Source organism: Pseudomonas versuta (assembly GCF_001294575.1).
Lineage (GTDB): Bacteria > Pseudomonadota > Gammaproteobacteria > Pseudomonadales > Pseudomonadaceae > Aquipseudomonas > Aquipseudomonas versuta.
Map to the genome: position 1 here is coordinate 4586794 of NZ_CP012676.1, position 22604 is coordinate 4609397.

General features: G+C 58.8%; 22 protein-coding genes. 11 read left to right on the forward strand and 11 right to left on the reverse strand.

Going from position 1 to position 22604, the window contains the following annotated elements:
- Nucleotides 1-4: 4 nt before the first annotated feature.
- Genes dapF through AOC04_RS20520 form a run of 4 tightly spaced genes read left to right on the forward strand, consistent with a single transcriptional unit; the run spans nt 5 to nt 3150 of the window.
- Nucleotides 5-835: a diaminopimelate epimerase gene (dapF, locus tag AOC04_RS20505; protein WP_060696394.1), complete on the forward strand. Its 831-nt coding sequence runs from the start codon at nt 5-7 to the stop codon at nt 833-835.
- 13 nt (nt 836-848) lie between these two features.
- Nucleotides 849-1565: a DUF484 family protein gene (locus AOC04_RS20510; protein WP_060696395.1), complete on the forward strand. Its 717-nt coding sequence runs from the start codon at nt 849-851 to the stop codon at nt 1563-1565.
- A gap of 2 nt (nt 1566-1567) precedes the next feature.
- On the forward strand, nt 1568-2464 hold the full coding sequence (gene xerC / locus AOC04_RS20515) for a tyrosine recombinase XerC (protein ID WP_060696396.1): 897 nt from the start codon (nt 1568-1570) through the stop codon (nt 2462-2464).
- Nucleotides 2461-3150: an HAD family hydrolase gene (locus tag AOC04_RS20520; RefSeq protein ID WP_060696397.1), complete on the forward strand. Its 690-nt coding sequence runs from the start codon at nt 2461-2463 to the stop codon at nt 3148-3150. The genes xerC and AOC04_RS20520 overlap by 4 nt, the downstream gene beginning before the upstream one ends.
- A 106-nt stretch (nt 3151-3256) precedes the next feature.
- On the opposite strand, the gene sutA is transcribed toward AOC04_RS20520, so the two are convergent.
- The 3 genes from sutA to glnK form a co-directional block, all read right to left on the reverse strand.
- Entirely contained in the window at nt 3257-3583 is a 327-nt protein-coding gene (gene sutA / locus AOC04_RS20525) for a transcriptional regulator SutA (RefSeq protein WP_060696398.1), read from the reverse strand.
- Nucleotides 3584-4088: 505 nt separating this feature from the next.
- Complete coding sequence (locus tag AOC04_RS20530; protein ID WP_060696399.1) at nt 4089-5426, reverse strand: ammonium transporter; 1338 nt, start codon at nt 5424-5426, stop codon at nt 4089-4091.
- A 34-nt stretch (nt 5427-5460) separates the two neighbouring features.
- Nucleotides 5461-5799 carry a P-II family nitrogen regulator gene (glnK, locus tag AOC04_RS20535; protein ID WP_002555808.1) on the reverse strand — a complete coding sequence of 113 codons (339 nt, stop codon included), beginning with the start codon at nt 5797-5799 and terminating at the stop codon, nt 5461-5463.
- Between the two features lie 416 nt (nt 5800-6215).
- Between glnK and AOC04_RS20540 the strand changes: the two genes are divergently transcribed.
- From AOC04_RS20540 to AOC04_RS20550, 3 genes are all read left to right on the forward strand, one after another.
- Complete coding sequence (locus AOC04_RS20540) at nt 6216-6476, forward strand: accessory factor UbiK family protein (protein WP_060696400.1); 261 nt, start codon at nt 6216-6218, stop codon at nt 6474-6476.
- A 46-nt stretch (nt 6477-6522) separates the two neighbouring features.
- Nucleotides 6523-6945, forward strand: coding sequence for a bleomycin resistance protein (locus AOC04_RS20545; protein ID WP_060696401.1), 423 nt, complete (start codon nt 6523-6525; stop codon nt 6943-6945).
- A gap of 146 nt (nt 6946-7091) precedes the next feature.
- A complete protein-coding gene (locus AOC04_RS20550) occupies nt 7092-8585 on the forward strand; it encodes a YifB family Mg chelatase-like AAA ATPase (protein ID WP_060696402.1) in 1494 nt (497 codons plus the stop codon).
- A gap of 6 nt (nt 8586-8591) precedes the next feature.
- On the opposite strand, the gene AOC04_RS20555 is transcribed toward AOC04_RS20550, so the two are convergent.
- Nucleotides 8592-9512 carry a LysR substrate-binding domain-containing protein gene (locus AOC04_RS20555; RefSeq protein WP_060696403.1) on the reverse strand — a complete coding sequence of 307 codons (921 nt, stop codon included), beginning with the start codon at nt 9510-9512 and terminating at the stop codon, nt 8592-8594.
- A 152-nt stretch (nt 9513-9664) separates the two neighbouring features.
- Here AOC04_RS20555 and AOC04_RS20560 point away from each other — a divergent pair, with 152 nt between their 5' ends.
- A complete protein-coding gene (locus AOC04_RS20560; protein ID WP_060696404.1) occupies nt 9665-11062 on the forward strand; it encodes a NorM family multidrug efflux MATE transporter in 1398 nt (465 codons plus the stop codon).
- A gap of 70 nt (nt 11063-11132) precedes the next feature.
- Here the strand turns inward: AOC04_RS20560 and AOC04_RS20565 are convergent, their stop codons facing one another.
- Entirely contained in the window at nt 11133-12800 is a 1668-nt protein-coding gene (locus tag AOC04_RS20565; RefSeq protein WP_060696405.1) for a putative bifunctional diguanylate cyclase/phosphodiesterase, read from the reverse strand.
- Between the two features lie 261 nt (nt 12801-13061).
- On the opposite strand from AOC04_RS20565, the gene rep reads away from it, so the two are divergent.
- Nucleotides 13062-15071: a DNA helicase Rep gene (gene rep / locus AOC04_RS20570; protein ID WP_060696406.1), complete on the forward strand. Its 2010-nt coding sequence runs from the start codon at nt 13062-13064 to the stop codon at nt 15069-15071.
- Between the two features lie 56 nt (nt 15072-15127).
- Complete coding sequence (locus AOC04_RS20575; protein ID WP_060696407.1) at nt 15128-15700, forward strand: xanthine phosphoribosyltransferase; 573 nt, start codon at nt 15128-15130, stop codon at nt 15698-15700.
- An 82-nt stretch (nt 15701-15782) separates the two neighbouring features.
- On the opposite strand, the gene AOC04_RS20580 is transcribed toward AOC04_RS20575, so the two are convergent.
- The 6 genes from AOC04_RS20580 to dadA all read right to left on the reverse strand — a co-directional run bounded on the left by AOC04_RS20580 (nt 15783) and on the right by dadA (nt 21938).
- Nucleotides 15783-17720, reverse strand: a complete 1938-nt coding sequence (locus AOC04_RS20580; protein ID WP_060696408.1) for an acetyl-CoA hydrolase/transferase C-terminal domain-containing protein — start codon at nt 17718-17720, stop codon at nt 15783-15785.
- A 147-nt stretch (nt 17721-17867) separates the two neighbouring features.
- Entirely contained in the window at nt 17868-18281 is a 414-nt protein-coding gene (locus AOC04_RS20585) for a c-type cytochrome (RefSeq protein ID WP_060696409.1), read from the reverse strand.
- A gap of 180 nt (nt 18282-18461) precedes the next feature.
- The gene (locus tag AOC04_RS20590) at nt 18462-19010 is read right to left on the reverse strand and encodes a cupin domain-containing protein (RefSeq protein WP_016782677.1); all 549 of its coding nucleotides are present in this window, start codon (nt 19008-19010) and stop codon (nt 18462-18464) included.
- A 127-nt stretch (nt 19011-19137) separates the two neighbouring features.
- Entirely contained in the window at nt 19138-20211 is a 1074-nt protein-coding gene (alr, locus tag AOC04_RS20595) for an alanine racemase (RefSeq protein WP_060696410.1), read from the reverse strand.
- A 100-nt stretch (nt 20212-20311) separates the two neighbouring features.
- Nucleotides 20312-20665: a RidA family protein gene (locus AOC04_RS20600; RefSeq protein ID WP_060696411.1), complete on the reverse strand. Its 354-nt coding sequence runs from the start codon at nt 20663-20665 to the stop codon at nt 20312-20314.
- On the reverse strand, nt 20637-21938 hold the full coding sequence (gene dadA, locus AOC04_RS20605; RefSeq protein ID WP_060696412.1) for a D-amino acid dehydrogenase: 1302 nt from the start codon (nt 21936-21938) through the stop codon (nt 20637-20639). The genes AOC04_RS20600 and dadA overlap by 29 nt, the downstream gene beginning before the upstream one ends.
- Before the next feature lie 156 nt (nt 21939-22094).
- Between dadA and AOC04_RS20610 the strand changes: the two genes are divergently transcribed.
- Nucleotides 22095-22583, forward strand: a complete 489-nt coding sequence (locus AOC04_RS20610; protein WP_003437842.1) for an Lrp/AsnC ligand binding domain-containing protein — start codon at nt 22095-22097, stop codon at nt 22581-22583.
- Nucleotides 22584-22604 lie beyond the last annotated feature (21 nt).

The following is a 22604-nucleotide window of genomic DNA, read 5'->3' on the forward strand; positions in this document are numbered from 1 at the left end:
TCCCATGTTGCTGCGTTTTACTAAAATGCACGGCCTGGGCAATGACTTCATGGTTCTCGACCTGGTCAGCCAGCACGCGCATATTTTGCCCAAACATGCCAAGCAATGGGGTGACCGGCACACGGGGGTCGGTTTCGATCAACTGTTGCTGGTTGAAGCACCCAGCAATCCGGAGGTGGACTTCCGCTATCGGATCTTCAACGCCGACGGCTCCGAAGTTGAGCAGTGCGGCAACGGTGCGCGCTGCTTCGCGCGCTTTGTGCTCGACAAGCGTTTGACCACCAAGCGCCAGTTCAAGGTTGAAACCAAAGGCGGCATCATCGAACTGAATGTGCGCAGCGATGGGCAGATCAGTGTCGACATGGGCCCGCCGCGGCTGGTCCCGGAAGAGATTCCGTTCATTGCTGACGCCCAGGCGTTGAGCTACGAACTGGATGTCGACGGCCAGCGTGTTGACGTGGCAGCCGTCTCGATGGGCAACCCGCATGCGGTGCTGCGCGTCGACGATATCAATGCTGCACCGGTGCATGAACTGGGGCCAAAAATTGAACATCACCCGCGCTTTCCGGCGCGGGTCAATGTCGGCTTTTTGCACGTGATAGATCGCCAGCGCGGGCAACTGCGGGTCTGGGAGCGTGGTGCCGGGGAAACCCAGGCCTGCGGTACCGGTGCCTGTGCCGCGGCCGTAGCGGCGATCAGTCAGGGCTGGATGGACTCGCCGTTGATTCTGGATTTGCCCGGCGGACGCCTGTCCATCGAGTGGGCAGGACCAGGCCATTCGGTGATCATGACCGGCCCGGCGATGCGTGTTTACGAAGGACAAGTCCGTTTATGAGTGAGCGCAAACGATGACCGACAAGCCACAGACTTCAGATCTCGAACTGCCTGCTCAAACCCCGGAGGCGGCGACGGTTGCAGCCTATCTGCAAGCCCACCCGGACTTCTTCAGCCAGCGTGAGGAGTTGCTGCTCTCGCTGCGTATTCCTCACCAGCGCGGCGATACGATTTCGCTGGTAGAGCGTCAGTTGGAGCTGTTGCGTGGCCGTAATATCGAGATGCGTCATCGTTTGTCGCAGTTAATGGACGTCGCCCGCGACAATGACCGGCTGTTCGAAAAAACCCGTCGGCTGAACCTTGCGTTGATGGATGCCACCAGCCTTGAAGAGCTGGTGATTGCAGTCGAAGACAGCTTGCGTCAGGACTTTCAGGTGCCCTTCGTCAGCCTGGTGCTGTTTGGCGACAACCCCATGCCCGTTGGCCGTTGGGTCAGCAGCGCAGATGCTCAGCGTGCCCTGGGCGGCCTGCTGACTGAAGGCAAAGCTGTCAGTGGCAGCTTGCGCGAACACGAGCTGGACTTCTTGTTTGGCGAAGAACAGCGCAAACAGATTGGTTCGACCGCCCTGGTGGCGCTCAATCATCTGGGGTTGCATGGCGTGCTGGCTATCGCCAGCCGCGATCCGCAGCACTACAAAAGTTCGGTAGGCACGCTATTTCTGAGCTATATCGCTGAAGTATTGGGCCGGGTATTGCCGCGCTTTACCAACGCCCTGCGTTCGGTACGTTAGTCATGGAGCGACAACTGGATGCTTACTGCACTCACCTGCGCAGTGAGCGTCAGGTGTCGCCCCATACACTTGAAGCCTACCGCCGTGACCTGAACAAGGTGCTGGCGTTTTGCAGCAAAGAATCAATTGCCACCTGGACCGCGCTGGATATCCAGCGCCTGCGCCAGTTGGTGTCGCGCCTGCATCAGCAAGGCCAGTCTTCACGCAGCATTGCCCGCTTGTTGTCGGCCGTGCGCGGGCTGTATCACTATCTGAATCGCGAAGGCCTGTGCGATCACGACCCGGCCAATGGCCTGGCGCCACCTAAAGGTGAGCGTCGCCTGCCCAAAACCCTCGACACCGACCGCGCTCTGCAATTACTTGAGGGCGCGGTTGAAGAGGATTTTTTGGCACTGCGCGATCAGGCCATCCTGGAGCTTTTTTATTCGTCGGGGCTGCGCCTGTCAGAACTGACCGGGCTCAACCTGGATCAGCTCGACCTGGCAGACGGTCTGGTAGAAGTACTCGGCAAGGGCAGCAAGACCCGCGTGCTGCCGGTGGGCAAAAAGGCCCGTGAAGCGTTGCAGGCGTGGCTGGCGCTACGGGCGCTGGCCAACCCGGAGGATGATGCGGTGTTCGTCAGTCAGCGCGGCAGACGTCTTGGACCGCGTGCCATCCAGTTGCGGGTCAAGGCCGCCGGCGAGCGCGAATTGGGACAAAACCTGCATCCGCACATGTTGCGTCACTCATTTGCCAGCCATTTGCTGGAGTCCTCTCAGGACTTGCGCGCCGTGCAAGAGTTGCTCGGGCATGCCGACATCAAAACTACTCAAATCTATACCCATCTGGATTTTCAGCATCTGGCAACGGTCTATGACAGCGCCCATCCCCGGGCCAAACGCAGTAAGGGCAGTGAATGACGATTGAGTTGATTACCTTCGACCTCGACGACACCCTGTGGGATACCGCGCCGGTGATTGTGAGTGCTGAAACCGTGTTGCGCGAATGGCTGATTGCCAATGCACCAAAAGTGGGCGCGCTGGATGCTTCGGCATTTCAGGCGCTACGCCAGCAGGTGTTGACCGACGAGCCGCAATTGCGCCACCGGATCAGTGCACTGCGCCGGCGGGTGTTATTTCATGCCCTGCAGGGCGCCGGTTACATGAATGCTGCAACGCTGGCTGACGAGGCATTTGAGGTCTTCATCGACGCTCGGCATGCGCTGCAGCTCTTCCCGCAGGCAGAGCCGGCACTGATCGCACTGGCCCTGGATTACGACTTGGGCGTGGTGACCAATGGCAACGCCGATGTGCGGCGCATCGGCCTGGGGCATCACTTCAAGTTTGTGCTTTGCGCCGAAGATATCGGTATTGCCAAGCCGGATGCGCGCCTGTTCCACGAGGCATTGGTGCGTGGAGGCAATATCTCGCCTGCGGCGGCTGTGCATGTGGGCGATCACCCGGGTGATGATATTGCCGGAGCCCAGCAGGCGGGCATGCGCGCGATCTGGTTCAACCCGGGTGGCAAGCATTGGGAGGGCGGCAAGGCGCCGGATGCCGAGATCGGCTGCTTGAGCGAGTTGCCGGCCGTGTTGAAACACTTATAACCCTGCGTGTCGTAACTCTTTTTGTAGCCGCTGACGAGGCCCGGATGCCACCCACAAAAAAACCCGCAGCGACGGCGGGTTTTTTCTTCAAGTCGAGAACCAATCCTTAGATAGGACGGCTGCCGTACTTGTTGTCAGGCTTCTTGGGTGGGTCTGCCACCACGTTGGCCTCGACTTCCTGCACCTTGCCACCTTTGGACAAAAACTCTTCCATGGCGCGGGCCAGAGCATCACGCTCTTTGTTTTTGGCTTCTACACTCGGCAGGTCATCAACCGACACTGCAGCCTTGGATTTGCCTTTGGCTGCAGGAACCGGGACATCATCGCCACCATCGTCGTCTGCAACGTCTTCGGCTGCCGCTTCCAGGCCTTCCTCGGTTTCGTCCTCGTCACCTACTTCGAGGTCATCATTTTCCAGATCGTCGTCGCTCATGTTCTACCCCATGACTTACTTAAAGCAGATTAGTTATATAGACCAGATGCGACAAATGTCGACCGCCGCCGGTGAAAAAGTAGCCTTGGGTAAACCTCAGCTCACGCCTCGTCACTGATTAAAATGATGAGGACTTTACGAGCACAGCAACAATTGCGGCACTCGCCCAAATAAACACCTTGCCGTATGCCCGGTGCCAGTTGATCCGCGGTGTTGGCTGGATTAACCGGCAGCCCGGCCCTGGGGCCTTGAAAGCGTCTGGAGGTCATCCTCGCCTTCGTCTTGCCAGGACACAGTTTTGTGCCCTTCGGCGCGCATTCTAGCGCGATGGAAAAAAAAGCAAAGCAGCTAATAGTCGAGTTTTGATGTAAGTGATCATCCTACAAATAATTGCCGAACTGATCTCAGGACATGGGAGCAGAAAAAGTCACCCGGTTGCTGTGAGTCGCGCCACACTCCAGACAAAAAAATACCCGGCAAGCCGGGTATTTTTTCTAACCGCTGGTTACAGGTTGTAGCCCCGCTCGTTGTGCTGTGCCAGGTCCAGGCCAACAGCCTCTTCCTCATCAGCCACTCGCAGGCCCATCACGGCATCCAGCACTTTGAGAATGACGAAGGTCACAATCGCGGTGTAGATCACGGTAAAGGCAACGCCTTTGCACTGAATCCAGACTTGAGCGGCGATATCTGTCACGGTGCCGAAACCACCCAGTGCCGGAGCCGCGAACACACCGGTAAGAATGGCGCCGACGATGCCGCCGATACCGTGTACGCCGAACGCATCCAGCGAATCGTCATAGCCCAGTTTGCGCTTGAGGCTGGTGGCGCAGAAGAAACAGATCACGCCCGCAGACAAGCCAATCACGATCGAGCCCATCGGGCCAACGGTACCAGCAGCCGGGGTGATGGCAACCAGACCGGCTACCACGCCCGAGGCGATCCCCAGTGCGCTTGGCTTGCCATGGGTGACCCACTCGGCAAACATCCAGCCCAGCGCTGCTGCAGCGGTTGCAATCTGAGTGACCAGCATCGCCATGCCGGCGGTGCCGTTGGCGGCTGCTGCCGAGCCTGCGTTAAAGCCGAACCAGCCGATCCACAGCATCGCGGCGCCCACCAGGGTGTAACCCAGGTTGTGCGGAGCCATCGGGGTGCTAGGGTAGCCTTTGCGTTTGCCGAGCACGATGCACGCAACCAAGCCTGCAATACCGGCGTTGATATGCACCACGGTACCGCCTGCGAAATCGAGCACGCCCCAGTCCCACAGCAGGCCGCCGTTACCGCTCCACACCATGTGGGCAATGGGTGCATAGACCAGGGTGAACCACACGCCCATGAAAATCAGCATGGCCGAGAACTTCATGCGCTCAGCAAAGGCGCCGACGATCAGAGCCGGAGTGATGATGGCAAAGGTCATCTGGAAGGTGATGAACACCGCTTCCGGGAACAGTGCGGTCGATGACGTCAGGCTGGCCGGTGTCACGCCCGCCAGGAACGCTTTGGAAAACCCGCCGATGAACGAGTTGAAGTTAGTGACGCCCTGCTCCATGCCAGTGGTATCGAACGTGATGCTGTAGCCATAAATGACCCACAGAATGCTGATCAGACCGGTGATGGCGAAGCACTGCATCATGACTGAAAGAATATTTTTGGAGCGCACCATACCGCCGTAGAACAGCGCCAGGCCGGGGATGGTCATAAACAGCACCAAAGCCGTTGCAGTCAGCATCCAGGCGGTGTCGCCGGAATTGAGGACTGGAGCAGCTACTTCGTCTGCCGCCATGGCCAGGCCAGGCATTACGACGGACAGCAGGGCTCCGAGCCCTGCGATTTTACGCAGAGTCATAGTGTTTTCTCCTGGGGCGTTGGGGTATGGCGGCTTAGATTGCGTCGGTATCGGTTTCGCCGGTACGGATGCGAATAGCCTGTTCCAGATTGACCACAAAAATCTTGCCGTCACCGATCTTGCCGGTGTTGGCAGCCTTGGTTATCGCCTCGATAACCCGGTCAAGATCTTTGTCGTCGATGGCGACATCAATCTTCACCTTTGGCAGAAAATCGACCACATATTCCGCGCCGCGATACAGCTCGGTGTGACCTTTCTGCCGGCCGAAGCCTTTGACTTCAGTAACGGTAATGCCCTGCACGCCGATCTCAGACAGCGATTCGCGCACGTCGTCTAACTTGAACGGCTTGATAATGGCGGTGACTAGCTTCATGAAACTTCTCCCGAAATGGTGGACTTGCCCCAGGAAAACAAACCCGGCTCAAGTCTAAGCGCAGTGTCTGGCTTTGTAACGCATCGTCAGCCTTCTTCAGGTTGCTCAACGTGTATCAGTCGTCGGTGACGAAAGCTTCCCCTGAACCACCTGCCGCACTGCCTTAGTGATAGCTACTGCATCAGTGCCTGAGTCACAGGCAACTAAGCAGAAACCTTGCCATGTCTGGAAATGCCAGTAATTACAGGTGCTTATTGATAGCTGATGGCTTTTTGCCGGATGGAGTAGAGATTTTATGCACGTAAACGGTGCGTGCCCTGAGAGCGGGATGCCCGAAAGCGTGCGCAGGGCGTTGCAGAGGGAGCCCCGGCCCTGCGTGATACACTCGCCACCACCCGTTTTTCAGGACCTTACCCATGCTCGCGCCCAAAGACCTCCTCGATGCCCTGAGTGGCCAGGCTTCCCGTTTGTTCAGCGGCGAGACCGCGCTGCCGCGCACTGAAATCGAAAGCCAGTTCAAAGCCTTGCTGCAGAGTGGCTTCAGCAAGCTGGATCTGGTGAGCCGCGAGGAATTCGACAGTCAAATGGTCGTTCTGGCCCGTACCCGCGCCCGTCTCGAAAGCCTCGAAGCCAAAGTGGCCGAACTGGAAGCCAAATTGCTGCCGCCCACCGAGTAACGCTCAAAGGCGGTGCGTTTACCCTTATGCACAAGGACGTTTTTGCATGTTGGTGATGAATCGGCTGGTTCCCGAGATGATTGTCTCGGACCTTGCCTGCAGCTTGCGTTTTTACTGCGAGGTGCTTGGCTTTCGGATCGAGTATCAACGGCCTGAACATCACTTTGCGTTTTTGTCATTTCACGGCAGTCAGCTGATGCTGGAGCAGGACGACCTTGAAGAGTCGTCCTGGCGCGTCGGGCCACTGCAGGCGCCGTTTGGAAGAGGCATGAACCTGTCGATCAAATGCCCCGACGTCCAGGGGCTGGTCGCCCGTTTCGAAACCGCAGGGCACACATTGCGCAAACCCCTTGAAGAGCGCTGGTACCGCAGCAACGACGTGCTGTTCGGTGAGCGCAACTGTTTGCTGCTCGACCCCGACGGTTACCTGCTGCGCTTTGCCGAAGACCTGGGAACAAAAGCACTGTAACCGGGCGGATCGCTGAGCAATTCTCTAGCGCCTCGTGCCCCGTCAGCGGCTTCTGACTGCGCCAACACATCCGGTATCCATTCGCACCCTGACGCTAACGCCCTATTCCCGCAGGATGCGATTTTTGCGAGCTCAAGGAGTGAGTCATGTCGCTGGCCATCGTTTACAGCCGTGCTCAAACAGGCGTCGAGGCGCCGGCCGTCACGGTCGAAGCGCATCTGGCCAATGGATTGCCGGCCCTGACGCTGGTCGGGCTGCCCGAAACCGCGGTCAGGGAAAGCAAGGACCGGGTACGCAGCGCGATTCTTAATTCCGGGTTTGATTTCCCGGCGAGGCGTATCACGCTCAATCTGGCGCCCGCCGACCTGCCCAAGGACGGCGGGCGCTTTGACCTGGCCATTGCCCTGGGCATCCTGGCCGCCAGCGGGCAAATTCCCGCTGCGGTGCTGACGCACGTTGAGTGTCTGGGGGAGCTGGCCTTGTCGGGCGCCATCAGGTCGGTTCAGGGCGTGTTGCCTGCTGCCCTGGCAGCACGGGCGGCGGGCCGGGCGCTGGTGGTGCCACTGGCCAATGCAGAGGAAGCCTGTCTGGCCTCCGGGCTGACGGTAATCGCGGTCGAGCACTTGTTACAGGCAGTGGCACATTTCGCAGGTCGTACGGTGATTGAGCCTTATGCTGCCAGCGGCTTGTTGCGGGTAAACATGCCTTATCCGGACTTGAGCGATGTACAAGGCCAGCTCTCGGCTAAACGGGCGTTATTGATCGCCGCCGCAGGCAGCCACAATTTATTGTTCACCGGGCCGCCCGGCACCGGCAAAACCCTGCTGGCCAGTCGTCTCCCGGGTTTATTGCCGCCACTCAACGAGCAAGAGGCGCTGGAGGTGGCGGCCATCCAGTCGGTAGCCAGCCATGTGCCCTTGAGTTGTTGGCCGCAGCGCCCGTTTCGTCAGCCGCACCATTCGGCGTCTGGCCCGGCACTGGTGGGCGGTGGCTCTAAACCGCAGCCAGGGGAGATTACTCTGGCGCACCACGGGGTACTGTTTCTCGATGAGCTGCCCGAGTTCGACCGCAAAGTGCTGGAGGTGCTCAGAGAGCCGATGGAGTCGGGTTTTATCGTGATCGCCCGGGCCCGTGATCGAATGCGGTTTCCGGCGCGCTTCCAGCTGGTTGCCGCGATGAACCCCTGCCCCTGTGGATATCTGGGCGAGGCCACGGGCCATTGTCGCTGTACCCCGGAGCAAATTCAGCGGTACCGCAACAAACTCTCCGGCCCCTTGCTTGATCGCATCGACCTGCATCTGACAGTGGCCCGGGAAACCACCTCACTCAACCCCGCGCTTGCCTGTGGCGCCAGCACTGCCAGCGCCGCTGCTTCAGTGGCGGGTGCCCGTGAACGGCAGTTGCAACGCCAGGGGTGTGCCAATGCCTTTCTGGATCTTCCCGGTGTGCGTACTCAGTGCAGGTTGAGTGACGTGGATAGCACCTGGCTGGAGACCGCCTGTGAGCGCATGACCTTGTCCCTGCGGGCCGCCCACCGGTTGCTGAAAGTGGCGCGCACCCTGGCGGATCTGGAGCAAGCGCAATGCATAGAACGCAAGCACCTGGCAGAGGCGTTGCAGTATCGGCCGGTCAGTGGGTAGCGGGCTTCACACCATTCGCTTGACCACTGGCAGTTCCATGGCAGCCACTTCGTGTTGCAGAAAGTCGCTGAGGCGCTTCAACCGTTCGCCGCCGGGTCGGGTTTTTGGCCAGACCAGGTAGTAGTTTTCGCCACTGGCCACAGCGGTCCGAAAGGGCAGGCTTAAACGGTTTTGAGCGACGTCTTCGGCGACCATCAGCAGGTCGCCCATCGAGATGCCGTAGCCGCGGGCGGCGGCGATCATGCCCAGCTCCAGGGTGTCGAAGACTTGCCCGCCCTTGAGTGACACTTGCCCGCTCAGGCCCATGCAGTCGAGCCAGCGGCGCCAGTCGCGACGGTCGGGCGTCGGGTGCAGCAGTTCGGTGCCTGCCAGCCGCCTGGCATCCCATGGCTGGTCGTCCTGCAAATTGGGGGCGCCGACCGGAATCAGCATCTCCGGGAACAGCAGCGTGGCCTCCCAATCGGGTGGAAAGTGGCCATTGCCCAGAAGTACTGCGCAGTCGAACGGTTCCTGATTGAAGTCAACGTGATCGATGTCCATCCACGCACTGGTCAGTTGCACTTCGTTGCCCGGCTGCAACTGGCGAAAACGACTCAGTCGGGCCAGCAGCCAGCGCATGGTCAGGGTCGAGGGTGCCTTCATGCGCAAGATGTCATCTTCGGCCCGCAAGGTAATACAGGCCCGCTCCAGTGCACTGAAACCTTCGCGAACACCGGGCAACAGCAGGCGCGCGGATTCAGTGAGTTGCAGGTTGCGACCGCTGCGCTGGAACAAGCGGCAGGCAAAATGCTCTTCGAGGGTTTTGATATGCCGGCTCACCGCACTCTGGGTAATCGACAGCTCTTCGCCCGCCCGGGTGAACGAACTATGACGGGCTGCGGCTTCAAAGGCGCGCAAGGCATAAAGCGGAGGAAGACTACGAGACATGGGCGCATATTCCGGGGCTGGAGTGGAGCAAGTCCTGATATCAGGCAGCTGCATGAGTTTTAATCATGCCATTGATCGTTTTTATCCCTTTGCTTAAAACACTCAGCGCACCGAGAATCAAGCCTTTCAATGCACCTTAAGAAATCCAGACGATGATCAAAAAGCATCCTGCACGTATCGAACTCCGGGCCATCTTGCGGCTGGCAGGGCCGCTGATTGCCTCGCAGTTGGCTCACATGCTGATGGTGCTTACCGACACGCTGATGATGGCCCGCCTGAGCCCGGAGGCTCTGGCGGGCGGGAGCCTGGGGGCGGCGAGCTATTCCTTTGTGTCGATTTTCTGCATTGGCGTGATTGCCGCCGTGGGTACCTTGGTATCGATTCGCCAGGGGGGTGGCGACATTGAAGGCGCGACCCGCCTGACCCAGGCCGGATTGTGGCTGGCCTGGGCGCTGGCGCTGGGCGGCGCGTTGATGCTGTGGAATATCAAGCCGTTGCTGTTGCTGTTTGGGCAGACGCCGACCAACGTTGAAGCCGCCGGCCAGTTTTTGCTGCTGTTGCCGTTTGCCCTGCCGGGCTATATGACGTTTATGGCATTGCGCGGATTTACCAGCGCCATGGGGCGCGCGACGCCGGTAATGGTGATCAGCCTGATCGGCACCGTCGCCAATTTCCTGCTCAATTACGCGCTGATTACCGGCATGTTCGGCCTGCCCCGGTTGGGCCTGACGGGCATCGGTCTGGTTACTGCGATCGTGGCGACCTGCATGGCCGCGGGTCTGGCCTGGCATATCCATCGGCATCCGGCCTACGACGCGTATCCGATTCGCAATGGTCTGTCGCGGATTAATCTGACTTACCTGCGGGAACTGTGGCGCCTGGGCCTGCCGATTGGCGGGACCTACGCTGTGGAGGTCGGGTTGTTTGCCTTTGCAGCCCTGTGCATGGGCACCATGGGCAGCACTCAACTGGCAGCCCACCAGATTGCCCTGCAAATTGTGTCCGCAGCGTTCATGGTCCCGGCCGGGTTGTCTTATGCAATTACCATGCGTATCGGTCAGCACTATGGCGGTGGCGATTTGCTCCGGGCGCGCTTGGCGGGCCGGGTCGGGATTGGTTGCGGCGCGGTGATTATGCTCGGTTTTTCAGTGGTGTTCTGGTTCTGGCCGAGCCAGTTGATTGGTCTGTTTCTGGATTACAACGATCCGGCGTTCCGCCCGGTGTTCGAGCTGGCGATCAGCCTGCTGGCGGTCGCGGCATGGTTTGAGCTGTTCGATGGGGTGCAAACCATTGCGATGGGCGCTATCCGCGGGCTCAAGGATGCCAGGACCACCTTCCTTGTCGGCCTGTTTTGCTATTGGGCCATTGGTGCGCCGATGGCCTGGCTGCTGGCATTCACGTTTGGCTGGGGCCCGACTGGCGTGTGGTGGGGCCTGGCATTGGGCCTGGCTTGTTCGTCGGTAAGCCTGACGCTGGCGTTCGAGTGGAAGATGCGGCGCATGTTAAAGCGTGAGAGCAAGGTGTCGAAAATGGCCGAGATGGCATGTTGAACCTGTAGGAGCGAGCCTGCTCGCGAGCTCCTGGCTAGCGTGTTGAACAGCTCGCTCCTACAGGTGCCGGCTAGATAACCTGCGGCATCTTTTGCTGCTCGCCCAGGGTCAAAAATTCCACCAGATCTGCCAGCGGCAGCGGCCTGCTGATGAAGTAGCCCTGTACCTGATCACAGCCAAAATCGCGCAGTAATGACAGTTGCTCAGGGGTTTCGACGCCTTCGGCAACCACTTCCAGTTTCAGGTTGTGGGCCAGGTTGATCATCGCGTGGACCAGCTTGCGGTTCTCTTCACGGTCTTCCATACCGCCAACAAAGCTTTTGTCGATTTTCAGCAGCGCAATCGGCAGGCTGTTCAGGTGCACGAACGATGAGAACCCGGTGCCGAAGTCGTCCAGCGAGAAGCGTACCCCCAGCCTTCCCAGGGCATCCATGGTTTGTTTTACCAGGTCACTGCGGCGCATGACCGCCGTTTCGGTCAGTTCGAATTCCAGCCACTGGGCTTCAACCCCGCGCTCGGTGATCAGCCGACTGAGCGTCGACAGCAGCTGGCTGTCCTGGAACTGCCGGAACGACAGGTTGACCGCCATGTGCAGCGCCTGCAGGCCGCGTTCGCGCAGGGCCTGCATATCGCGCAGGGCCCGGGAAATCACCCAGTAACCCAGCGGCACGATCAGTCCGCTTTGCTCGGCCAATGGCACGAATTCGTTGGGTGCGAGCAAGCCGCGCTCGGTGTGGCGCCAGCGTACCAGTGCTTCGAGCCCGACAATGTTGCCCGTACCCAAATCCAGGCGCGGCTGGTAGTGCAGTTCCAGTTCGTCACGGCGCAAGGCCCGACGCAGCTCGCTTTCGAGGTCGGCCAGGCTGCGGGCATTACGATTGATGCGCTCGTCGAACACGTGGAAGGTGCAGCCCTGGGTGCTTTTGGCCTGCTGCATGGCGATGTGTGCGTGCCACATTAATGGATCGGCCCCGGCGTTGGCCCGCGCATGGGCAATGCCAAGGCTGCAACCGATCAGCAAGCTTTCACCGTCGATCCAGTAGGGCTCGCCCATGACTTCGGTGATACGTTCGGCGATCCATTCGGCCCGCTCGGGTGCGCGGCGGGTGTCGATCAGCAGGGCAAATTCATCGCTGCCCAACCTGGCGATCTGATCGCCGGCTTCGAGCTGGCTTTTGAGGCGTGCCACGACTTGCAGGATCAGACGGTCACCGGCCTGATGCCCGAGGGCATCGTTAGCGTGACGAAAATTGTCGAGGTCCAGGTGCCCGAGGGCAATGCCGCGCCCGTCACTTTCGGCCAGTCGCACTGCCAGCAGGGTCTGGAACCCCTGTCGGTTGGCGATGCCGGTTAGCGGGTCTTCTTCGGCCAGCCGCAACAAGGTGTGCTCAAGCACACCGCGTTCGCGCACATGGCGCAAACAGCGTCGCAGAACATCGGTGTTCAGGCTTGCACCGATCAACCAGTCGCTGACCCCTTGGGGCGCAACCTCTGGCTCGCTGTCCAGCAACAAAATGGTGGACAGGCGGCATCGACCCGGCGCGGGCTGCAGCGCCGGGGTGGTCAGCAGCAGCGCATTGCGGTCGTTTTCGAACAGGTAGCTGATCGACTCCCAGCCCGGCGCGCATATCAGTACGACCGTATTTCCCATGGGCGCCAGACACTCGCGTACTAGCGCAGCCCAAGAGGGCTCCTCGGCCAGTAACAGCAAACGCAAGGGTTCAACATGCTTGGACAAGCTAGCTCCCTAGACTCTGCATAAATTCAGGCGATGGGCATTATGACGTGCCATTGGCACATGGCAAATGATACCGGTTCTCAAATGCGCGAGGTCAGTACATACCAAACGGTAGACCAAAACACTTGGGTATCCTGCGGCAAAGTAACAAAAGCGGCAAATTTAGATAGAGTGCCACGTCACACTGTCGCACAGGGGCAGCAATATCTGCTCAGCCTGTTAAAATGCCTGCCCTTTTTGCACACGACCCCTATTTTCGTCATGTCCCGACTCAATCCCCGGCAGCAAGAAGCCGTGAGCTACGTCGGCGGCCCTCTTTTGGTGCTCGCCGGCGCAGGCTCCGGCAAAACCAGCGTGATTACCCGCAAAATCGCGCACCTGATTCAGAACTGCGGCATCCGTGCCCAGTACATCGTCGCCATGACTTTTACCAATAAAGCCGCGCGCGAGATGAAAGAGCGGGTCGGCACCTTGCTCAAGAAGGGCGAGGGCCGTGGCCTGACGGTGTGTACGTTCCATAATCTGGGGCTCAACATCATCCGCAAGGAGCATGCGCGGCTGGGCTACAAGCCGGGTTTCTCGATCTTTGACGAGGCCGATGTCAAAGCGTTGATGACCGACATCATGCAAAAGGAATACTCGGGCGACGACGGGGTCGACGAGATCAAGAACATGATCGGCTCGTGGAAAAACGATCTGATCCTGCCGCCCCAGGCGCTGGAAAACGCCCGCAACCCCAAGGAGCAGACGGCGGCCATTGTCTACACCCACTACCAGCGAACGCTTAAAGCCTACAACGCAGTGGACTTTGACGACCTGATTCTGCTGCCGGTAAAGCTCTTCGAAGAGCACGCCGACATTCGGGAAAAGTGGCAGAACAAAGTCCGCTACCTGCTGGTGGACGAATATCAGGACACCAACGCCAGCCAGTATTTGTTGGTGAAGTACCTGATCGGTACCCGTAATCAGTTCACTGTGGTGGGTGACGATGACCAGTCGATCTACGCCTGGCGCGGTGCCCGCCCGGAAAACCTGATGTTGCTCAAGGACGACTATCCGTCCCTGAAAGTGGTGATGCTGGAGCAAAACTATCGCTCCACCAGCCGCATTCTGCGCTGCGCCAACGTGCTGATCTCCAACAACCCCCATGCGTTCGAGAAGCAACTGTGGAGTGAGATGGGCCACGGCGACGAAGTCCGGGTCATCCGCTGCCGCAATGAAGACGCCGAAGCCGAGCGCGTGGCTGTTGAAATCCTGACCCTGCATTTGCGCACCGATCGGCCTTACAGTGACTTTGCGATCCTGTATCGCGGCAACTATCAGGCAAAACTGATCGAGCTGAAGCTGCAGCATCATCAGATCCCATACCGCTTGTCGGGCGGTAACAGCTTCTTCGGGCGTCAGGAAGTGAAAGACCTGATGGCCTACTTTCGCCTGATCGTGAACCCGGATGACGACAACGCCTTCCTGCGGGTGATCAACGTTCCACGTCGCGAAATCGGCTCGACCACCCTCGAAAAGCTGGGCAACTACGCCACCGAGCGCAAAATCTCGATGTATGCGGCCACCGACGAGATAGGTCTGGGTGAGCATCTGGATGCCCGTTTTACCGACCGTCTGGCGCGGTTCAAGCGCTTTATGGACCGTGTTCGCCAGCAATGTTCGGGAGAAGACCCGATTGCGGCGCTGCGCAGCATGATCATGGACATCGACTACGAGAACTGGCTGCGCACAAACAGCTCAAGCGATAAAGCCGCTGACTATCGTATGTCTAACGTCTGGTTCCTGGTCGAGGCGTTGAAAAACACCCTCGAGAAAGACGAAGACGGTGCCATGACTATCGAGGAAGCCATCGGCAAGCTGGTGTTGCGCGACATGCTCGAACGCCAGCAAGAAGAGGAAGACGGTGCCGAGGGCGTGCAAATGATGACGCTGCACGCCTCCAAAGGTCTGGAGTTCCCTTACGTGTTCATCATGGGCATGGAAGAAGAGATTCTGCCGCACCGCTCCAGCATCGAAGCCGACACCATTGAAGAAGAGCGCCGGCTGGCCTACGTGGGCATTACCCGTGCCCGTGAGACCCTGGCGTTTACCTTTGCGGCAAAGCGCAAGCAGTACGGCGAAATCATCGATTGTGCGCCTAGTCGCTTCCTTGATGAGTTGCCGCCGGACGACCTGGCCTGGGAAGGCAACGACGACACCCCCACCGAAGTCAAAGCGGTTCGCGGAAATACGGCATTGGCCGATATACGCGCCATGCTAAAACGCTAAAATCGACTATTTTTTACTCTACCTTCAGCGCATAAGCGCTATTTGAGGACGTTACGTTGGAAGCACTGCACAAGAAAATTCGCGAAGAAGGCATCGTGCTTTCCGATCAGGTTTTGAAGGTCGACGCCTTCTTGAACCATCAGATTGATCCGTACCTGATGAAGCAGATTGGCGATGAGTTCGCGCGTTTGTTCAAGGATGCGGGCATCACCAAGATCGTTACCATCGAAGCTTCGGGCATTGCCCCGGCGGTGATGACGGGCCTGAACCTGGGTGTGCCGGTGATCTTCGCACGCAAGCACCAGTCACTGACCCTGACGGAAAACCTGCTGTCGGCCACGGTGTATTCGTTCACCAAGCAAACCGAAAGCACCGTGGCGATTTCCCCGCGTCACTTGACCAGCAGCGACCGCGTACTGGTTATCGATGATTTCCTGGCCAACGGCAAAGCCTCGCAGGCGCTGATTTCGATCATCAAACAAGCGGGCGCAACTGTTGCCGGTCTGGGTATCGTGATCGAGAAGTCGTTCCAGGGCGGCCGTGCCGAACTGGATGCGCAAGGCTATCGCGTTGAGTCATTGGCACGGGTCAAATCCCTGGCTGACGGCAAAGTCACCTTTATCGACTGACACCGCCTCCCTGCAGGAGCGAGCTCTTCCAACGCAGCAACGAAGATCTCGCGAGCAAGCTCGCTGCTACAGGTGACAGGTATCAGTTGTTGGTCTTTGCGGTTGCCTGCAACCCCGCCAGCAGCAGACGTTGATACAGCTCTTCGCGCAGTCCCTCGGGCTTTTCAAGCCCCATGCGCGCGAGGTGTTCGGGGAAGGCTTGTGCAGAAGGTGCGTCCAGCGTGGCTTTGCCCAGTTCATAGATCTGCGTGAGTTTGAATTTGCTCTTGAGCCAGTTCAGTGCCCGCAGCAGGTCTTGCTCCTGGGCACTGAAATCGCTGCCCAGCGGGTACTCCGGGAATAAGTGCGGATGGCGCGCGGCAATCGCTTGCAAGCGCTCGGGGCTGTTGTCGGCAAATCGCGGGTCGAGGCAAAAGTCCTTGGGCAATTTGCCGACTTGCTGCGCCTGCTCGATCAGTTCGGCCTGGAAGCGCGAGTCGGTGATGCAAAGCATCGCCTCGATGACGTGGCGATCGGTCTTGCCGCGCAGATCAGCGATGCCATATTCAGTTATCACGATGTCGCGTAAATGGCGCGGTATGGTGCAGTGGCCGTATTCCCAGACGATGTTGGAACTCACGTCGCCACCCGATTCGCGCCAGCTGCGCAGGATGATCACCGAGCGTGCATCATGCAGCGCATGGCCCTGGGCAACAAAGTTGTACTGGCCGCCGACCCCGCTGAGCACTCGTCCGTCTTCCAGCTGATCGGCGACGGCAGAGCCGAGCAAGGTAGCGGTGAAGGCGCTGTTCACAAAGCGCGCATCGCGCCGCTGCAGACGCTTCAGGTCTTCATGACCATACAGCTCGTTAATGTAGCTGATGGCCGTCATGTTGAATTCAGAGCGTTTGCTTAGCGTCAGCTCCCGCAGGCGCTGGTAAAAGCTCGCCGGGCCCAGGATGAAGCCACCGTGAACGCTGATGCCATCGGTGTTCAGGCTTTCGTCGAGGGTGCCTGCATTGGCCTGCGTCTGACGCTCGACATCCGGGTACACCTTGCGCCGCACAATACCTGCGTCCGCCAACACCATCAGCCCGTGCACAAACATCTCGCTACAGCCATACAGACCCCGGGCGAACGGCTCGACTCCGCCTTCGCGTTCAATCAGCGAGCGCCATGGGGTTACATCGATATCGCCGAGCAAGGCCCGGTAGCCGTCGTTGTCGCCCTGACGCGCGAGCAATGCAGCGCTCAGCGCATCGCCCATCGAGCCAATGCCAATCTGTAGCGTGCCGCCATCACGGACCAGGGTGCTGGCGTGCAGGCCGATAAAATGGTCTTGCAGGCTCACCGGCATATTGGGGGTAGAAAACAGCGTGGTGCGCTCATCTTCGTCGATCAGCAGGTCAAAATCTTCGATATCTAGTACAGAGTCGCCTGGCATGTAGGGCAAGTCGCTGTGCACGTGGCCCAATATCAGAACGGTTTCGCCTGCAGCCCGGCGCCTGGCGATCATGGGCAGTAAATCGAGGGTGACATCCGGGTTGCAGCTCAGGCTCAGGCTCAGGCGACGGGCATCCTGCGGGTCGCGGGCGACCAGTTGCGCCACCAGATTCAAGCCATTGGCGTTGATATCGCGGGCGGCGTGGCTGTAGTTGCTACTGACGTAATCCTGTTGTGCCGCCGGGCTATTGAGCAGACTGCCCGGCTGCATAAAGAACTGCTCGACGTGAATGTTGCCCGGCAAAGTGTTGCGATGCAGGTCGGCCAGGTAATCGAGCTCGATATAGTCGCCAAACACCCGTTCAACAAAGGGTTCGAGAAAGCGGCGCTGCAACCCGTCGCCCAGTGGCGGACGGCCAAGGCTCAGTGCGGTGTAGATCGTCAGGCGCCGTTCGGGCAGCAGTTTGATCCGCTGATACAGTGCGTTGACGAAACGATTGGCCTTGCCCAGACCCAGCGGTAAACCGAGGTGAATATGCATCGGTAAACGTGCGAGCACATCATCGACTGCGCGCTCGATCGAACAGGACTGCACCATCTGACCCTCCTAGACCATCCGTGTATAGAGATGTGACAGAGAGTGACCGGTGTTGGTTGCAAAGAGCAAGGAGCGGCAAAGGGCTGGTGCTTTAAATGCCAGGCATAAAAAAGCCGCCCATCAGCGGCTTTTTTTCTGAAGATCGGCTTATTTCAAACCGGACATCTTCTCGATGGCGCCTTTCAATTCTTCGTCGGAACATGTCATGCACGTGCCTTTGGGCGGCATGGCATTGATCCCGGTAATGGCCTTGGCCAGGATGCCGTCAAGGCCGCCCTGGTGATCGGCACGTTCTTTCCAGGCTGCGGTGTCACCGATTTTCGGTGCACCCAACAAACCTGTGCCGTGGCACGCGTTGCAGTGCTTGGCGATGATGTCGTCGGGGCTCTGGGCTGCGCCACCACCAGTGGAAGCAACGACATCCATCCCTTTGCATTCTTGGCCCTGAACACAGACTTTGCCTACAGGCTCAAGACGTTTTGCGATGTCATCGTTGGTCGACGCTTGAGCGTTGACTGCCCAAAGGGCCAATACAGTTGCTGGTACGGCCAGCATTTTCATAATTAGGTTCACGCGTACACCCTCAATGGTGGCTATTCACGCCCACAACCACGGTTTCGCGGGCGGCAAAAGTATAACGGTTAGCCCGCCACTCTGAAACAACCCTAAAGTCAAAGGGGGATTAGAGGTGGCGAAATGCTGCTTCGGATGCCTCTGCCCGTAAGCAGGGCGCCTCTTTTCTTAGAAATTCGCCGGGGTGGCTGCGCTGATTAGTCGCGCTGCAACGTCGAACGGATTACGGAAACGGTGCGGCTTGGAGCTTTCGAAATAGTAGCTGTCCCCTGCTTCAAGCACGAAGGTCTCAAGACCTACGGTCAATTCCAGGCGCCCTTCAACCAGGATTCCGGTTTCTTCGCCTTCATGGGTCAGCATTTCGTCCCCGGTATCGGCGCCCGGTGGATAGATTTCGTTAAGGAAGGCGATGGCCCGGCTCGGATGCGCCTTGCCCACCAGTTTCATGGTCACGGCACCATCTGAGATGTCGATCAGTTCATTGGCTTTGTAGACAATTTGCGTCGGATTTTCCTGAAGAATCTCTTCGGAAAAGAATTCGACCATGGACATTGGAATGCCACTCAGCACTTTTCTCAGGGAGCTTATTGAAGGGCTCACACTGTTTTTTTCGATCATCGAAATAGTGCTGTTAGTGACGCCCGCACGCTTGGCGAGTTCACGCTGTGACAAGCCTTTAAGTTTGCGGATGGATTGCAGTCGTTCACCGACGTCCAATGCGGGAGCCTCCTAGGGGTCAGGTTCAGGTCGAGAAGCCGCCATCATGGCGATAGCGTTCAGTATTTACAACACTTCGGCTTCAAACCTTTACGCCCAATTGTCCCCGCATATTGGATACAACCCATCAGCTCCCGGAATAGAGGCGTGGTACTCGTTTCAGGTTGCAAAAAATCTGGTAAGGAATGGTCTCGGCTTTGGCCGCCACCTCGCTGGCCAGAATGTTTTTGCCCCACAACTCGACGGGCGAACCGAGGCCGGCTTGCGGCACATCGGTGAGGTCAATGCACAGCATGTCCATCGACACTCGCCCCAGTAACTGGGTGCGTACGCCGGCCACCAGGACCGGAGTGCCGGTGGGTGCCTGACGCGGGTAGCCATCGGCATAACCCATGGCCACTACGCCGATGCGCATCGGTCTGGTTGTGATGAACCTGGCGCCGTAGCCCACAGGTTCGCCTGCCGGCAACTCGCGTACGCAAATGACCTTGGACTCCAGGGTCATCACCGGCTGCAGGCGTGAGGCGTGGGGGTGGGCTTCTTCAAACGGGGTTGCCCCGTACAGCATGAGCCCCGGGCGTACCCAGTCGCTTGGGGTTGTCGGCCAGCCAAGGATCGACGGCGAGTTGCGCAGGCTGACCTCGGCAGACAAGTCCGCGCGGGCAGACTGGAACACGGCCAACTGCTCTTCACTGCGGATGCAGTCCAGTTCATCGGCGCGGGCGAAGTGGCTCATCAGCACGATTTTCGCCACTTTGCCGCTGGCTTGAAGGCGCTGGTAGGCCGCTTTGTAATCACTTGGGTGCAGACCGACGCGGTGCATGCCGCTGTCGAGTTTTAACCACACCTGAATCGGTTTGGCGAATGCGGTCTGCTCGATCGCGTCGAGTTGCCACAGCGAATGCACCACACACCAGAAGTCGTTCTCGACGATCAGCGGCAGTTCATCGGCTTCAAAAAAACCTTCAAGCAGCAGGACCGGGGCGCGAATACCGGCGGCCCGCAGTTCCAGTGCTTCTTCGATGCAGGCAACCGCAAAGCCATCGGCTTCAGCCTCCAGGGCCCGGGCGCAGCGAACGGCACCGTGGCCGTAGGCGTCGGCCTTGATCACGGCGAGGGCTTTGGCCCCCGTTACTTCACGGGCCAGTTGGTAGTTATGACGCAGGGCTTGAAGGTCGATCAGGGCACGGGCTGGACGCATGGCGGCGGGCTTCTAACGGCTGTTGAATAAAAAACCGGCGCCAACCTGTGGCTTGACCACACGCGGCACCGGAAGAGGGACTTTTATGACATCAAGGGTGTTATGGCAGGGCCGCGATAACGGACAGTTCCACCAGAATTTCCGGTTCGCACAGCTTGGCTTCGACCGTTGCGCGTGCAGGCTGTACGCCTTTAGGCAGCCACTCGTCCCAAGCACTGTTCATGCCGGCAAAGTCGGCGTCGATGTCTTTGAGATAGATGGTGACCGACAGGATGTGGCTTTTGTCGGTGCCGGCCAGGTCCAGCAGGTGCTCGATATTCTTCAGGGTTTCGCGAGTTTGTTGCTCAACCCCGGCGTTCATGTCATTGCCGACTTGCCCGGACAGGTAAACAGTACCGTTGTGAGCCACGATCTGGCTCATGCGTTCATTGGTGAGCTGGCGCTGGATTGCCATGTTTAGCAGTCTCCTGGTGGTTTCCGTAACGGGAAATATCAAGGCCTTCGGCGCTGATCTGTGGGGTCTTTTTGGCCATCACGTCAGCGAGGAAGCGACCGGAGCCGCAGGCCATGGTCCAGCCGAGTGTGCCATGACCGGTATTCAGGAACAGGTTTTTAAATGGCGTTGCGCCCACGATCGGCGTGCCGTCCGGGGTGGTCGGGCGCAGGCCGGTCCAGAAACTTGCCTGGCTCAAATCGCCGCCACGAGGATAAAGATCATTGACGATCATCTCCAGGGTTTCGCGTCGACGAGGATTGAGCGACAGGTCAAAACCGGCAATCTCGGCCATGCCGCCGACGCGGATACGGTTGTCGAAACGGGTGATGGCAACCTTGTAGGTCTCATCAAGAATGGTCGAGGTTGGCGCCATGGCCGGATCGGTGATCGGGATGGTCAGCGAGTAGCCTTTGAGCGGGTAAACCGGGGCCTTGATGCCCAGCGGTTTGAGCATTTGTGGTGAGTAGCTGCCCAGGGCCAGTACGTAGCGGTCGGCGGTTTCGAGCTTGCCGTCGATCATCACGCCATTGATGCGATCGCCCGCGTAGTCCAGGTGCTGTATATCCTGACCGAAGCGGAATTCAACACCCAGGTTTTTGGCCATTTCAGCCAGGCGGGTGGTGAACATCTGACAGTCACCAGTCTGGTCATTGGGCAGGCGCAGGGCGCCGGCCAGAATGTCAGTGACGCCGGCCAGTGCCGGCTCAACCCGGGCGATACCCGCGCGGTCGAGCAGCTCGTAAGGCACACCGGACTCCTTGAGTACGGCGATATCTTTGGCTGCGCCGTCCAGTTGAGCCTGGGTACGGAACAATTGAGTGGTACCGAGGTTGCGGGCCTCGTAGGCAATACCGGTTTCGGCGCGCAGTTCATCGAGGCAGTCGCGGCTGTACTCGGACAGGCGCACCATGCGCTCCTTGTTCACCGCGTAGCGGCTGGCGGTGCAGTTGCGCAGCATCTGCGCCATCCACAGGTACTGGTCGATATTGGTGGTGGCCTTGATCGCCAGGGGCGCGTGGCGCTCCAGCAACCATTTGATCGCCTTGAGCGGGACGCCCGGCGCGGCCCATGGCGAGGCATAGCCCGGGGAGACCTGGCCGGCGTTGGCAAAGCTGGTTTCCATCGCAACGGCTGGCTGACGGTCTACGACAACCACATCGAAACCGGCTCGGGCCAGATAATAGGCGCTGGCAGTACCAATAACGCCGCCACCCAATACCATAACTCGCATATTTATTTCCCTCATCGCGGCCAGCCGCAGACGTTTATTGTTCAAAGCGAAGATGAGCGCAGTATAAGAAGCATTTGCCAGTGGATTTCACTGTATAAAAAGCTATATTTGGCGACAATTCTCGGCCAAAACGCTTTTTACAAAGGAGAATCTCCTATGCGTACAAATCATCAGACAAAGCGTGAACTGGACAAGATCGATCGCAACATTTTGCGCATCCTGCAGGCCGATGGCCGGATCTCGTTTACCGAGCTTGGAGAGAAGGTAGGGCTGTCGACCACACCCTGTACCGAGCGGGTACGCAGGCTGGAACGCGAAGGGATCATCATGGGCTACAACGCCCGGCTCAACCCGCAGCATTTGCAGGGCAGTTTGCTGGTGTTTGTCGAAATCAGCCTCGACTACAAGTCAGGGGATACTTTTGAAGAATTCCGCCGTGCAGTGCTGAAACTGCCTCATGTACTGGAGTGCCATCTGGTCTCGGGGGACTTCGACTATCTGGTCAAGGCGCGGATCAGCGAGATGGCCTCTTACCGCAAACTGCTGGGCGATATCTTGCTCAAACTGCCCCACGTACGTGAGTCCAAGAGCTATATCGTGATGGAAGAAGTGAAAGAGAGCCTGAATTTGCCGATCCCGGATTGACCCCGTGACCTGTAGGAGCGA